This window comes from Novosphingobium sp. AAP1 (genome assembly GCF_001295765.1).
GTDB classification, from domain to species: domain Bacteria; phylum Pseudomonadota; class Alphaproteobacteria; order Sphingomonadales; family Sphingomonadaceae; genus Novosphingobium; species Novosphingobium capsulatum.
Genome location: NZ_LJHO01000017.1, coordinates 23,664 through 36,889, shown reverse-complemented (window position 1 = coordinate 36,889; position 13,226 = coordinate 23,664). Strand labels below are relative to the sequence as shown.

Here is a 13,226-nt window from a genome sequence, read left to right as displayed (position 1 = left end):
TCACCCCGGACTTGATCCGGGGTCCCGCTTGGCACCTAAACCGGCACTGCGGAACGAAGAAGCGGGACCCCGGGTCGAGCCCGGGGTGACGAAGAGAAAAAGGCGCGCTTTAAATCAGCGCCTTACAGCTGAATGATCACGGTCTTGGTTTCGAGATAGGCCTCCACGCCCTGGCGGCCCTGTTCGCGGCCCAGGCCGGATTCCTTGTAGCCGCCGAACGGCAGCGCGGTATCGATCATGGCGTGGCAATTGCCCCAGACGGTGCCCGATTTGATCTTGGCCGCCAGCTTGTGCATCGTCGCCACATCCTTGGTCCAGATGCCGGCGCCCAGGCCAAAGCAGGTGTCGTTGGCCATGCGCGCCACTTCATCCAGGTCTTCAAAGCGCTGCGCCACCACGACCGGGCCAAAGATTTCCTCGCGCACCACGCTCATCTGCGGGTTCACGTTGGCCAGGATCGTGGGGTTGACGTAATAGCCGCCATCGCTGGCCGGCACGTCGCCGCCCATCACCACGCTGGCACCATCGCGCTTGCCCGCTTCGATATAGCCCATCACCCGCTCGTGCTGTTCCTTGCTGACCAGCGGCCCCATGTGCGCCTCGGGATCGAGGCTGGGGCGCGGGCTCCAGAACGGGGCGGTGGCGGCCATGCCTTCGAGAACCTGATCGAACACCGACTTGTGCGCGAACAGGCGCGAGCCCGCCACACAGACCTGGCCCGAATTGAAGAAGATCGCACCCGCCGCGCCCGGCGCTGCCTGCGCCACGTCGACATCGGGCATCACCACCACCGGGCTCTTGCCGCCCAGTTCCAGCGTCACGCGCTTCATGCTGGCAGTGGCATTGCGGTTGATCAGCTTGCCGATCTCGGTCGATCCGGTGAAGGCCACCTTGTCGACATCGGGGTGCTTGACCATGCGATCGCCGGCGGTGTGGCCATTGCCGGTGATGATGTTGATGACGCCGGCGGGGAAGCCGGCCTCCACCACCAGATCAGCGAGCTTGAGCGCGGTGAGCGAGGTCTGCTCGGCCGGCTTCAATACCAGGGTGCAGCCCGCCGCCAGGGCCGGCGCGATCTTGAGCGAGGCCATCAGCAGCGGGAAGTTCCACGGCACGATCTGCGCGCACACGCCCACCGGCTCGCGGACGGTGTAGCTGAACACCTGCCCGCCGGGCATGGTATAGGGCTGCGTGGTTTCGCCCGAAATCTTGCTGGCCCAGCCGGCCATGAAGCGCAACTGGCTGATCGCGCCGGGAATATCGATGGCGCCGGCCATGGTCTTGGGCTTGCCGTTGTCGATCGCTTCGAGTTCGGCAAAGAGATCGGCATTGGCTTCGAGCAGATCCGCCAGGCGGTTCATCGTGCGATCGCGCACCATCGGCGGCAGGCCAGACCAGCGGCCATCATCGAACGCGGCGCGCGCGGCGGCCACGGCGCGGTCCACATCCTTGTCCGATGCATCGACGACATGGCCCACGATCTTGCCGCTCGAGGGGTCTTCCACGTCAATCACGGCATCGTGGCTGCTGTCCACCCATTCGTTGTTGATGAACAGCTGCGGCTTGCGCGCCAGAAAGGCCGACGCTTGCGGGGAATAGGCGCGCTGCTCGCGCGAAATCGTCGTCATCTCGTTCATGGCCGACTCCTCTCCATTATTTGTAATGTATCATAACAGTTTCACCGGGCCAAGCGCGCGTCAATTGCGCGCCGTGCCCTTGCCGATGCGCTGGCCGGTCTTGGCCTCCAGCGCCTTGTCCTGGTTGGCGCGCGCGATCAGGTACTGGCGGATCGCCTCGGCATCGTCGGCGGTCAGCACGCTCTTGAACGAGACCATTCCGGCCTCGTGCAGCGCGCCATCGAGCACGACCATCTTGATGCCCTCGGCCGAACCGATCGCACCCGAATGGCGCAGATCCGGGTTCACCCCACCGGCCACCGCAGCGTCGCCATGGCAGACGTTGCAATAGCGGCCATAGAGCATGCCGCCATGGGCGACCTGCTCGGGCGTGCCGGTCAGCGGCGGCGGATCGAGCGGGCCGGCATTGCTGGGTGGCGGCGGCGGCAATTGCCCCTTGGCGCCCAGCTTGAACACCATCAGGCGGCTGATGTTGCGCGATGCCCCACCCTTGTGCGCGAGAATGCCGGTGGCCACGTCCCACACGCCGCCCCAGCCGACCATCACCGCCACATATTGCTCGCCGCCGATGGCATAGGTCATCGGCGCGGCAACGATGCCGCTCTGCGCGGGGAACGACCACAGCTTCTGGCCCTTGTCGGCGCTATAGGCCACGAACTGCCCCTGGGCATTGCCCTGGAACACGAGGTTGCCGGCAGTCGACAGGATGCCGCCGTTCCACGGCGAAACCTGGTCCACCCGCCAGGCCACCTTGCGATTGGCCACGTCCCACGCGATCAGCGCGCCGGTCGTGCCGGCGAGCGCACCGGCCTGCACCTTGGGATCGGCCGGCATCGCGGTGGTATAGCCATCGATCCCGGTCTGGAAGCCCATGCCGCTGGGCTTCCAGTCCTTGGCCGCGAAATAGGGGAAGCCGGCGACGTTGGCCGGAATATACAAGAGGTTGGTCTTGGGGCTGAAGCTTTGCGGCTGCCACGAATGGGCCCCGCCCGCACCCGGCAGGCCGATGAACGGCTTGCCGGTCTTCTCATAGCGCGCTTCGGGGTTGATCGTCGGCCGGCCGGTCTTTGGATCGATCCCGGTGTTCCAGTTCACTGGCACGAAGGGCGTGGCCGACAGGAACTGCCCGGTCTGCGCATCGAGCACATAGACATGGCCGTTCTTGGGCGCATGCAGCGCGACGTGGCGCGGCTTGCCGTCGATCGTCATGTCGGCCAGCGTGATCTGCGCGTCGGAATCGAAATCCCAGCGATCCTCGGGCGTTTCCTGATAGTGCCAGGCATAGGCGCCGGTATCGGCATTCACCGCCACGATCGACGAGGTGTAGAGCGAATCCCCACTGCGCCCGGCGGGCGCCGGGTTCCACGGCTCGGCATTGCCGGTGCCGAACAGGATCAGGTTGGTCTTGGGATCATAGGTGATCGAATCCCACACCGTGCCGCCACCGCCCAGCGTCCACCAGTCGCCGGTCCAGGTCTTGGCGGCGGCTTCCATCGCCTTGTTCTCGAACCCGTCCTTGGGGTTGCCGGGCACGGTGTTGAACTTCCACACCTGCGCGCCGGTCTGCGCGTCATAAGCCGCGATATAGCCACGCGCGCGGTATTCCCCGCCGCCCGAACCGATGACGATGCGCCCCTTCACCACGCGCGGCGCGCCGGTGATGGCATAGTTCTTGGGATCGGGCACGACGACCTTGTCGAACACGACATGGCCGGTCTTCTGGTCGAGTGCGATCAGCCGCCCATCCAGCGTGCCGACATAGATCTTGTCGCCATAGAGCGCCGCCCCGCGGTTGACCGCGTCGCAGCAGGCCGAAACCAGGGTTTCGCGCGGCACCTTGGGATCGTATTGCCAGATCACCTTGCCGGTGCGCGCGTCATAGGCCTTGACCATCGACCAGGCGGTGGTGGTGTAGAGCACGCCATCGTGCATCAGCGGCGTGGCTTCCTGGCCGCGCGCAGTATCGAGATCGACCGACCAGGCCAGGCCCAGTTGCCCGACGTTGCCGGTGTTGATCTTGTCGAGCGGCGAAAAGCGCTGCTCGCCGTAATCGCGCCCGTAGCTGAGCCATTCATCCTGCGGGGCCGCGGCAATCAGGGCATCGGTCACCCCGCTTGTCGCCGCGCCCGCCGGCGCATCACCCACCGCCTTGCCACACCCTGCCAGCGCCAGCGCCGCCAACGATGCGAGGCCCAACCCAGCCACGAACCCGTTCCGCATCACTCTCTCCATGTCACGTCGTTCTTGCGCCTGATTTTTCAGGTCATTTCACGGTGTTCAGTTCACCATGCGCTGGGCATTGCCCCAGTATTTCGTGCGCAGGGCCTTCTTGTCCATCTTGCCGGCCGCCGTGCGGGGAATGGCGTCGACAAACTCCACCGACTTGGGCGCCTTCACCCCGCCCAGGCGCGCCTTGGCAAAGCTGATGATGTCCGCCTCGCTCACCCCTTGGGCCACGACCACGGCATGCACCTGCTCGCCCCATTTTTCGTGCGGGATGCCAAACACGCAGGCCTCGCGCACCTGGGGCAGTTCGGTCACGGCCGCCTCAACCTCGGCGGTGAACACGTTGAACCCGCCGGAAACCACCATGTCCTTCTTGCGATCGACGATATAGAGGTAGCCATCCTGATCAAGCTTGCCCACGTCGCCGGTGTGGTGCCAGCCGAACTTGCGGATCTCGGCGGTTTCCTCGGGCTTTTCGAAATAGCTGTGCGTCACCAGCGCGCCGCGCGCGCAGATTTCGCCAGCCTCGCCCAAGGCGACCTGCTGGCCATCGTCATCGAGCAGGGCCACCTTGATCGAGCGGGTCGGCTTGCCGCAGGCGGCCAGCTTTTCCGGCGCCTCCCGGGCAAAGCGGGCCACGTCTTCGGGTGGGAACCAGGCCACGATCATCGGGCATTCCACCTGGCCATAGGCCTGGCACATGCACGGGCCGAAGATTTCCACCGCCTGGCGCAGCTTTTCGGGCGAGCAGGGCGAGCCCACCAGGATGAAGATCTTGAGGCTCGAATAATCATGCGCGCCGATCTGCGGCGAGGCCATGAGCTGGTACAGCGCCGTGGGCGGCAGGTACATGTGGGTGACCTTGTGCTCCTCGATCGCAGCGAGCACGGCTTCGGCATCGAAGCCCGGCAGAATCACCTGCGTCGCGCCGAGGCTCAGCGTCGACAGCGCAATCGGCCCGGCGGCGTGGGTGATGGGGGCAGACACCAGCGCCACGGGATCGGCCGTGCGCCCGCCCATGGCATCGGCCGCGGTCTCGATCATCGTGCCCCAGCCCAGGTTGGTGACATTGGCGCCCTTCGATGGGCCGGTGGTGCCGCCAGTGGGAAAGATGCCAACCATGTCGAACAGGTTGCCGAACGCGTCGATCTCGGGCTCGACGAAATCCTGCGCGGTCACGCCGGCGATGAATTCTTCCAGGCTGGGATCATCGCCCATGCGCCGATCGAGGCAGACAAAATGCTGCATCACCGGGCACAGCGCCTTCAGCTGCGCCACTTCATCGGCCTTGCTGGAATGATAGACCAGCCACTTGCAGCGCACATAGTTGATATAGGCAGCATTGGCATCGATGGCATTGCGGGTGTTGACCGGGATCCACTTGCCATTCGCGCGCCACATCGCCAGCAGCACCACCAGGAGCATGCCATCGTTGGGGCCATAGAGGCCCAGCAGATCCTGGTTTTCAAAGCCGTGGCGTTGCAGCGCGGCGGCGATCTGCTCGCTCAATTCCTTGGTTTGGGCAAAGGTCAGCTTCAGGCCGGTTTGCGTATCGACAACTGCCAGCCGCGCGGGATCGCGGTCATGGCCCCGGTCGAAGTAATCAATCGCACGCATGGCTTCTCCTCATCCGCATATCGGCGGAACCGGGAAGCGCCAGGCTGGCGGGCAAAAACCACAGGCGAACACGCGGCTATGGCATCGACTCTCCCGATTCCGGTTACCCCGGTATTTGTTAGTGTTGCATACTAAATGCGGATTACCGGCGGTCAAGCCGCCATCTGCGTGCGTTTCACGTTTGCTGCCTCAAAGGGCAGATCAACTCCGTGCCGCCATGCTCCAGCGGAACAGGTGCCGCTTGCCCGAAAGCGGCGCAGCCACCGTGCGCTCGGCCGTAGGGCGCAAACCCTGCCCGCGCGCGGCACCGCGCAGCATGACCCAGTCGCTCCACCCGGTCAGCCCTTCGACGCGCCCCTGGTCAAGCGTGGCCAGGCGGCGGCGCAGCGCCAGGGGGCCGAGCGCCAGATCGTGACGCGCGGCCAGCGGAAAGCCGGCGGCAAAAGCGCGGCTTTCCGCCACGCGGCTGTCGAACACCACCAGCGCGGGCGGCACCATGGCCTGGGCACCGGCCGGCAGGGCTGCGCCGGCAGCCCCCAGCGCGCCGCTGCGCAGCAGGGTGCGGCGATCGAGCCTCACGCGCATCAGCCCGCCTTCCCCAGGTACTTTGCCACGGCATCGAGTTCGGCATCGGTGATATCGACGCGGGTCTGCGTGGGCATGGCGCCCTTGCCGCCGCGCACCACGGCCTTGACGTAATCGGCGGTCAGATCGGTGCGGTTGGCCAGCAGGCCCTGGTCGGGCGTGCGGCCCATCATCATCTGCTGCTTGGTCACCAGGTTGGTGCCCATACCCCCGGCCAGGTGGCAATAGCCGCAGTGCGCCTCGAACAGCACCTTGCCATTGCCGCCGGCCGCCGTACGATCGCCCGCCGGATAGGCCGGGCGCAGCTGATAGGGCGGCGGCGGCCCCGGCGGCGGCCCCATCGGCGCATGCGGCGCCCCGGCCTGCGCCAGCGCAACCGAGGCGCCCAGAACGATCGCCGCAACGGCGAGAATGGTGCGCGTCATGCCTTGCCTCCCTTGGTCACGCTATCCTGCGGCGCGGAATGGCGCTGCGCGGCATAGGCGGCGGGCCACACGCCCTGCTTGCCCGGCGCGATGATGCCGTTGGGATCGAGCGCGTTCTTCACCCGCTCGTCGAACCGGCGCAGCGCGTGGTTGTTGTAATCGAAGGTGTCCATCACCGGGTCCATCCAGCCCAGGTGCGTGCGGTATTCGCCATAGCCAGCCTTGGCCGTCTCGCTGATCAGCGCGTTGAACAGCGCCTTCATGTTCGAAACCATCGCGGCATCGTCGCGATCGTACATCAGCATGTTGATGTTGTTGGCAAAACGCCCGCCGATGGTGAAGCTGGCATAGAAATCCACGTCGTGATCGGCGATGATCTTGCGGCTGCGCTTGAGCTGCCCCAGCACATGCTCGCTGCTCGCCGGCACCACCGGGGAAAAGCCCATGTGCGCGCCGCGCCCGCCGATCCAGTCAGACATCTGCAGCGGCACGGCCGATGGCACGCCCATGGTGATCTCGTACTGGCCGATGGCGTCGCCCTGGCGCCACCAGTTTTCCTGCGGCGGCGCGGCCAGGTGGCGCTTCATCGCCGCCTTGACGATCTCGGCCTTGGCCTTGATCACGCTTTCCTCGCCATAGAGGCGCAGCGCCACCTGCCAGTAGCCCAGCTTGTACTGCTTGAGCAGCTCGGCCACGCGCCATTCGGGGATGGCGCCCGGCTTGTCCCAGAAATCGTGGCGCTGCCCTTTCAGCACCATCTTGCCCAGCCAGCTGGGGATGAACACGTTCTGCTCGATCAGCCCGGAAATCTTGAGCGGGGCGATGGTATCGACCACCCAGCCGATATCCCCCTCTTCGGGAATGTCGAAGATCAGCTCGAGCGAGGCTTCAGGCGCGGGTTGCAGCCACAGCCCGGCCTTGGTGACCACGCCCAGGTTCGACTGGGTGAACGCCAGGTCATAGGTCGGGCCATAGCTGAACGGAAACAGGTGCCAGGCCGGGTTGCCGGTCATCGCGCCCATGCCGGTGCGCAGCAGGTCGCCATCGGGCAGCACGACTTCCAGCCCGCACAGGTTGCGGGCATGGAGGCCATAGGGGGTATAGCCGATGCCGTGATCGAGCGCGTTGCCGATCACCGAGCCCCAGCCATTGCCCGGCACGCTCATCCACAAGGGGTGGTTGCCGCGCAGGATCGCATCGTGCAGGTCAAAGAACCCCACGCCCGGCTCCACCACGCAGGTGGCCAGCTTGGGATCGATATCGATGATCTTGTTCATGCGCCCCAGATCGAGCACGATCGACCCCGCCATGCGCGGCGCGGCCGTGCCATAGCCCAGGTTCTTGCCGCGCGCGACCGGCCATAGCGGGGTCTTGTGCTCGTTGGCGAGGCGCACGACCGCGCGCACTTCCTCCACATTGGCCGGCGCCACGGCGGCGCTGGCGGCCCATTGCTCGGCATCGCCGGGGGCATAGATATCGGAATAGGCGTCACGGTCGCTTTCGCTGGCCATGACCCAGTCCTTGCCCACCACGCCTTCATAGGCCTTGAGCGCGGCGGCAAAGCCCTGGGGGCTGACGCGGGGCGGCAGGTGCAGTTTCACCGGCAGATCTCTCCCATCATGGTCCCGCAAGGGGGACTCATTTTCTAACAATTGTTATTGTTTTGCCTGCAATCCCGCGGTCGGTCAAGCCGCCATCACATGATTTGTATCGCCAAGCCGCCCAGCCCCGGCTATCATCGCAGGCGGGGACCAGGACTTTGCAGCGAGCCAAGCACCTGGCATGAAGACCAAGCCTTTCGTCACCATCGCTCTCGCCACGGCCGTGCTGGCCGGCACCACTGGCTGCAGCCAGCTGTCGCGGCTGTTCTCGCACGATGCCGATACGCCCGATATCGCCGGCACGCTCGATGCCGAGCCGTCCGGCGCGAGCAGCCAGGCCGGCATCTTCTCGGCGGCGACACCCGATGATCCCACCGCATTTCTCAAGGCCATGTTTGCCGACGATGGCCTTGGCGGGGCGGTTTCCACCGTGGGCGACCTGCGCCACCGCTATTTTTCCGAAGAGATGGCCGGCCTGCTGGCCGATACCACCCGCGGCAACGGCATGTCGCTGGCCGGCAATCCGCTCTGCCTGTGCAACAACCCCACCGATCTGCAGCAGACCATCATGATCACCCATGCCGATGCCCACAAGGCCCTGGCCCACGTCACCGTGACCCGCAGTGGCGTGGCCGATGGCCCCACCGTGCACCTGGTGATCACCATGGCCCGCAAGGAGGAAGGCTGGAAAATCAACGACATCCGCTATCCCGACGAAAACGTCGGGCTGCGCGATATCCTGGCCAAGGCCAACGCCCCGTCGCTTGATGTCAACGCGGCCTATTAGGTGGAATGGCCAATTCGGATGACCAGTTTCGCCCAGTTGTTACCGTTCCGCCTTTTCGCGTCAGAACACATCACTCTTAGCAGGCAGTGGTGCACCTCTCATCAGTGCACGAAGCTCATCCAGATCATTGTCGGATGAGATAATCTCAAATTTTGTAAGCTTAATGAATGCGCGCGGTTCAGTTTGCACATGTCCGATCATGCCGATCTTGTATTCAAAAAAACCTTGCACGCACACCCTAGCATAAAAGTACTTACGACTAGGAGTATTCGACACAGCCTTTGCGAGCCGATCTGCATCGGGCCTTGATGTGACGACGTCGAAAATTTTTCCGTCAATCTTCGTGAATGATCCTTCGCCTAGTTCATTCGCTATAATGCATTGATACCTGAACGATGCTTGGGGGTTGTCGTCGGGCCGCTGGGTGCTTCCTGTTCCGCCACACGAAACCATAAAAGCTGCGGGACAAAGCAATATGATACGAGTCGACAACATTTATCGCGTGCCTCTGCACTGTTTGAAGTCTTTAGTACCGGCTTACGACTAGATCATTGGACCTCGATTGCAATGTTGGCCATCCCTGACAAGGCAGCTACCCAACAATCTAAGTCGTTCCCCTCGCCATTGAACCCGTCCACACGCCCTAATCAACCGCGTTGCGCCGCCCCAGGATGCGCTCGAACGGCAGGCTGACGATGGCCTTGACGATCGTGGTATCGGCATTGGTGCCATAGCCGTGGCCAACCCCCAGGTTGAGCGCCCAGCGCCCGAGGTCCACGTCGGCCACGGCAAAGATCGACTGGTCGCTGCCATGCAGGTTGCCGAAATGGGCGAAGCTGCCCGTGCCGTTATAGCTTTCGATGCCCAGCGAGACCTTCTTCGTCATCGCATAGGCGACGCGGGTGTCGAACTCGACTTCGGGCGAATGGCCGACCGGGCCTGACACCACGAAATCGACATTGGCATTTTCGGCCAGGGTCCACTTGCCCAGCCGCGTGCCGACGATGCCTTTCAGCTCGGCATTCCACGGATTGATGTCGAGCTTGTGATCGACGTGGCCAATCTCGAAATTGGCGCCCCACCACCAGTTCTGTCCGGGGCGGCGCGGGGCGATAAACTTGAGCCGGGTCTTTACCCCGCCGGGATCGAGCCGGCCCTGCCCATCAAGCGTCGCCAGCGGCAGATAGAGCCCCGCTTCCAGATAGGGCGTGATGCCATAGGAGAATTCAGGCGTGACGCGCAGGCGGTGCAGCGCCTGCTGCGCGCCGGCATAGTCATCGGTGGTGGTGCCATCGGCCACATAGTTGATGTGGGTATCGAGGCCGAAATGGCCGGGCTGGTCCATCTCGTCCATGTAGACCTGGATTTCCTCTGGCGCAGCCAGGGCCGGCTGCGTTGCCGACACACCGCCCACCATCGCTGCCAGGGCCACACCCTGCCTCATCACACGCCACGCCATGCCACACGCCCCTCAAAGGAGCGCCGCCGATAGCAAAGCGGCCATCGCGAAGATAATTACAAAATGCCAACGTGCCCCTATGGGCCGCTCACGTCAGCGCGTAATACTTCACATGGTTGCCGTCCGGGCGCCGCTCGCCCACGCCGATGAACACGTGCCGCGTCAGCCAGTCGTGCGGGCCCTTGCTCGTCTCGAACGTGGGCTGGGCGCGCAGATAGTATTCGGCATGGGGAACCGGCGCGCCGCCGGCAAAGGCCCAGGCGCGCAAGCGATCCATCGTGCCGGCCTCGCGCCCCCACAAAAAGCCCTTGTTCTGCATGTAGATCAGCGTGCCATCGTCCACTTCCAAGACATAGCGCGCATCGAACACGGCAGTGTCATCGCTGCGGAAGAACGCATAGTCCCCGCCCGAATTGGGCACCGCCCGGCCTTTCAGGCGCGGCCCTTCGAACACGCCTTCGTCGACATAGACCGCGCTGCGCATGCCGCCGCTGGGCAAGTCGGGGATCATCTGCACCCGCGTGAATTTCAGCGTGCAGGCAAAGGCAAACTCCAGGCGGGGATTGTCGAGCGTGGAAAAGTCCATGAGGAAGCGGCCCGTTCGGTTCAATAGTTGGAAAGGATGGTCAGGCTCGGCCCGTCGAGCGGCTTGCCGGCCTTCTGCTTGGCCAGTTCATCGGCCCGCGTCTTGCCCTGCAGATCGATCAGGTAGGCATGGATCGCATCGGCATCATCAGGGCGCAAGACATCGTCCCAGCGTGGCATGCCGGCCGGCAGCAGCGCGCCTTCCAGCACGATCTGCTTGAACGCCTCGTGCGTGCCGGGCTGCATGCGGCGCAGGTCTGGCGCCATCGAACGGTGGATATTGGCATGGCAGATCGCGCAGTTGGCAAAGAACAGCCCCTGCCCGCGCGCAATCGTGGCCGCCGTCACCCCAGGCGCCTGGGCCGGCGGCGGCGGCGCCACCTCCAGCGGGGGCAGCAGCGGCGGCAGCGGCACCTTGCTGCCATCGAGGCGGAAGACCAGCAGGCGGTTCTGGTTGCCCCGGCTGTAGGCGGCCGAATAGCGCGGGGTAAAGGCCCAGCCGCCCCCGCCCCAGCCGGCCTGCACGGCAATGTACTGTACGCCGCGCACGGCATAGGTGATCGGCGCGGCCATGATCGGGCTGCCGGTCTCGATGCTTTTCAGCACGGCGCCATTGCGCGCATCGCGCACCACCAGCTTGCCCGACAGCGTACCCTGCACGATCAGGCCCGATGCCGTGGCCAGCACGCCGCCGCGGTCCTGCCAGCCTTCGCTGTCCACCGCCCACACCGTCTTGCCGGTAAGCGGATCGATCGCGCGCAACTGGCTCTTGCCGGGATCTGCCTTGGCCTGCGCATAGGCCGGCAGCGCCTTGACCGCCTGCGCCATCGGCGGCGGCAGCGTTTCCGTGGCCGCCACCACATCGGGGGTAAAGATCAGCGCGGCATCGTTGTTGAGCGCGCGGGCGCGATAGGGCTTGGCGCCGGGCGTCATGAAGATCAGGTTGCCGATATCGGCCACCGATCCGTAATAGAGCCCGGTCTGCGGGCTATAGGCCGCCGGAAACCAGTTGCGTGCCCCCACGGTGGAGGGGAACACGATCTTGGGCCCATCGGTATAGTCTGCAGCTTCCCTGTTGAGGATCGGCTTCATCGTGCCCGGCTCAAAGCCCTTGATCCAGTTGGCCCGCGCAATGGCATTGGCGCGCAGCACCTGGCCGGTCTTGCGATCGATCACATAGAGGAAGCCGTTCTTGGGCGCATGCAGGATCACCCCGCGTGTCTGCCCGTCCACCGCCATGTGCGTCAGGATCATCGGCTGGGTAGAGGTGAAATCCCAATTGTCTTCGGGTGTTTCCTGGTAATGCCAGACCATCCGCCCAGTCTTGGGGTCCAGCGCGACGAGCGAGCCGAGATAGAGATTGTCGCCGCCGGCAGGCGAGCGTTTCGAGCGCGCATAAGGGCCGCCATTGCCGGTGCCGACCAGCACGTAACCGGTTTCGGGATCATAGTTGATCGCATCCCACGGCGCGCCGCCGCCGCCCACGTCCCAGCGGCTCTTGGGGTCCCAGGTCTTGAGCGCGGCTTCGAGTTCGGGGGTTTCCTGTGGGCCGAGCGCGGGATCATGCGGCACCACGTGCCAGCGCCAGCGGATCGCCCCGGTCTTGATATCGAGCGCCGTGACATAGCCGCGCACGTCATACTCCGCGCCGCCCATGCCGATGACCACCAGGTCGCCGGCCACTTCGGGCGCGCCGGTGGAGTTGTCGCCGCGCTTGCGGTCCTCGATGAAATCGGTCTTCCACACCACGGCGCCGGTCTTGGCGTCGAGCGCGTACATCCACCCGTCGAGCGCCGCGATGAACACCTTGCCGCCGGATACGGCCAGCCCGCGGTTGACCATGTCGCAACACGCGGTGCGGTTGCGCTGCATGTCCACCTCCGGCTCGAACCGCCAGAGTTCGCGGCCACTTGCCGCGTCATAGGCATAGGCGCGCCCGGCATTGCCGGCGACATAGAGCACCCCGCCCACCATCACCGGGCTGGCTTCCTGCCCGCGCGCGGTGCCCAGGTCTGCTTCCCAGGCCAGGCCCAGCCGCGCCACATTGGCCGGGTTGATGGCGTCGAGCGTGGACCAATGCGTCTTGCCTGGGTCCCCGCCCGGCTCGATCCACTCGTTGCCAGCGCCCTGCGTCAGCGGCGCGGCCGCGGCCAGCGTCAGGCTTGCCGAAGCCAGAATGGCCAGGTTGCGCCAGCGCCCTTCGACAAGCTCAGGGCGAACGGGAACCAAGTGAAGTGAGCCGTTCGGGCTGAGCTTGTCGAAGCCCCCCGCAGTCGCGCGCCCCGCACGGCCCTTCGACAAGCT

General features: G+C 65.0%; 11 protein-coding genes. 1 reads left to right on the top strand and 10 read right to left on the bottom strand.

The window, feature by feature from the left end:
* Positions 1-122 precede the first annotated feature (122 nt).
* The 6 genes from IP65_RS18775 to IP65_RS18750 all read right to left on the bottom strand — a co-directional run bounded on the left by IP65_RS18775 (position 123) and on the right by IP65_RS18750 (position 8,091).
* The gene (locus IP65_RS18775; RefSeq protein ID WP_054132645.1) at positions 123-1,637 is read right to left on the bottom strand and encodes an aldehyde dehydrogenase family protein; all 1,515 of its coding nucleotides are present in this window, start codon (positions 1,635-1,637) and stop codon (positions 123-125) included.
* Between the two features lie 60 nt (positions 1,638-1,697).
* On the bottom strand, positions 1,698-3,857 hold the full coding sequence (locus IP65_RS18770; RefSeq protein ID WP_054132644.1) for a PQQ-dependent dehydrogenase, methanol/ethanol family: 2,160 nt from the start codon (positions 3,855-3,857) through the stop codon (positions 1,698-1,700).
* A 57-nt stretch (positions 3,858-3,914) separates the two neighbouring features.
* A complete protein-coding gene (locus IP65_RS18765) occupies positions 3,915-5,480 on the bottom strand; it encodes a class I adenylate-forming enzyme family protein (protein WP_054132643.1) in 1,566 nt (521 codons plus the stop codon).
* Between the two features lie 201 nt (positions 5,481-5,681).
* A complete protein-coding gene (locus IP65_RS18760) occupies positions 5,682-6,065 on the bottom strand; it encodes a hypothetical protein (protein WP_054132642.1) in 384 nt (127 codons plus the stop codon).
* A complete protein-coding gene (locus tag IP65_RS18755; RefSeq protein ID WP_054132641.1) occupies positions 6,065-6,490 on the bottom strand; it encodes a cytochrome c in 426 nt (141 codons plus the stop codon). The genes IP65_RS18760 and IP65_RS18755 overlap by 1 nt, the downstream gene beginning before the upstream one ends.
* The gene (locus tag IP65_RS18750; RefSeq protein WP_054132640.1) at positions 6,487-8,091 is read right to left on the bottom strand and encodes an FAD-binding oxidoreductase; all 1,605 of its coding nucleotides are present in this window, start codon (positions 8,089-8,091) and stop codon (positions 6,487-6,489) included. The genes IP65_RS18755 and IP65_RS18750 overlap by 4 nt, the downstream gene beginning before the upstream one ends.
* A 181-nt stretch (positions 8,092-8,272) precedes the next feature.
* Here IP65_RS18750 and IP65_RS18745 point away from each other — a divergent pair, with 181 nt between their 5' ends.
* Complete coding sequence (locus tag IP65_RS18745) at positions 8,273-8,878, top strand: hypothetical protein (RefSeq protein WP_054132639.1); 606 nt, start codon at positions 8,273-8,275, stop codon at positions 8,876-8,878.
* A 60-nt stretch (positions 8,879-8,938) separates the two neighbouring features.
* On the opposite strand, the gene IP65_RS21775 is transcribed toward IP65_RS18745, so the two are convergent.
* From IP65_RS21775 to IP65_RS18730, 4 genes are all read right to left on the bottom strand, one after another.
* Positions 8,939-9,373, bottom strand: a complete 435-nt coding sequence (locus IP65_RS21775; protein ID WP_171794958.1) for a hypothetical protein — start codon at positions 9,371-9,373, stop codon at positions 8,939-8,941.
* A gap of 148 nt (positions 9,374-9,521) precedes the next feature.
* Entirely contained in the window at positions 9,522-10,322 is an 801-nt protein-coding gene (locus tag IP65_RS18740; RefSeq protein ID WP_156306740.1) for a hypothetical protein, read from the bottom strand.
* Positions 10,323-10,425: 103 nt separating this feature from the next.
* Positions 10,426-10,923 carry a DUF3237 domain-containing protein gene (locus IP65_RS18735; RefSeq protein WP_022677395.1) on the bottom strand — a complete coding sequence of 166 codons (498 nt, stop codon included), beginning with the start codon at positions 10,921-10,923 and terminating at the stop codon, positions 10,426-10,428.
* Positions 10,924-10,943: 20 nt separating this feature from the next.
* A complete protein-coding gene (locus IP65_RS18730; RefSeq protein ID WP_231627795.1) occupies positions 10,944-13,151 on the bottom strand; it encodes a PQQ-dependent dehydrogenase, methanol/ethanol family in 2,208 nt (735 codons plus the stop codon).
* Positions 13,152-13,226 lie beyond the last annotated feature (75 nt).

Bases quoted from the DNA above. Each gene is read 5' to 3' on its own strand.
- IP65_RS18775 (WP_054132645.1), bottom strand. From the start codon at position 1,637: ATGAACGAGATGACGACGATTTCGCGCGAGCAGCGCGCCTATTCCCCG.
- IP65_RS18770 (WP_054132644.1), bottom strand. From the start codon at position 3,857: ATGCGGAACGGGTTCGTGGCTGGGTTGGGCCTCGCATCGTTGGCGGCG.
- IP65_RS18765 (WP_054132643.1), bottom strand. From the start codon at position 5,480: ATGCGTGCGATTGATTACTTCGACCGGGGCCATGACCGCGATCCCGCG.
- IP65_RS18760 (WP_054132642.1), bottom strand. From the start codon at position 6,065: ATGCGCGTGAGGCTCGATCGCCGCACCCTGCTGCGCAGCGGCGCGCTG.
- IP65_RS18755 (WP_054132641.1), bottom strand. From the start codon at position 6,490: ATGACGCGCACCATTCTCGCCGTTGCGGCGATCGTTCTGGGCGCCTCG.
- IP65_RS18745 (WP_054132639.1), top strand. From the start codon at position 8,273: ATGAAGACCAAGCCTTTCGTCACCATCGCTCTCGCCACGGCCGTGCTG.
- IP65_RS21775 (WP_171794958.1), bottom strand. From the start codon at position 9,373: ATGTTGTCGACTCGTATCATATTGCTTTGTCCCGCAGCTTTTATGGTT.
- IP65_RS18740 (WP_156306740.1), bottom strand. From the start codon at position 10,322: ATGAGGCAGGGTGTGGCCCTGGCAGCGATGGTGGGCGGTGTGTCGGCA.
- IP65_RS18735 (WP_022677395.1), bottom strand. From the start codon at position 10,923: ATGGACTTTTCCACGCTCGACAATCCCCGCCTGGAGTTTGCCTTTGCC.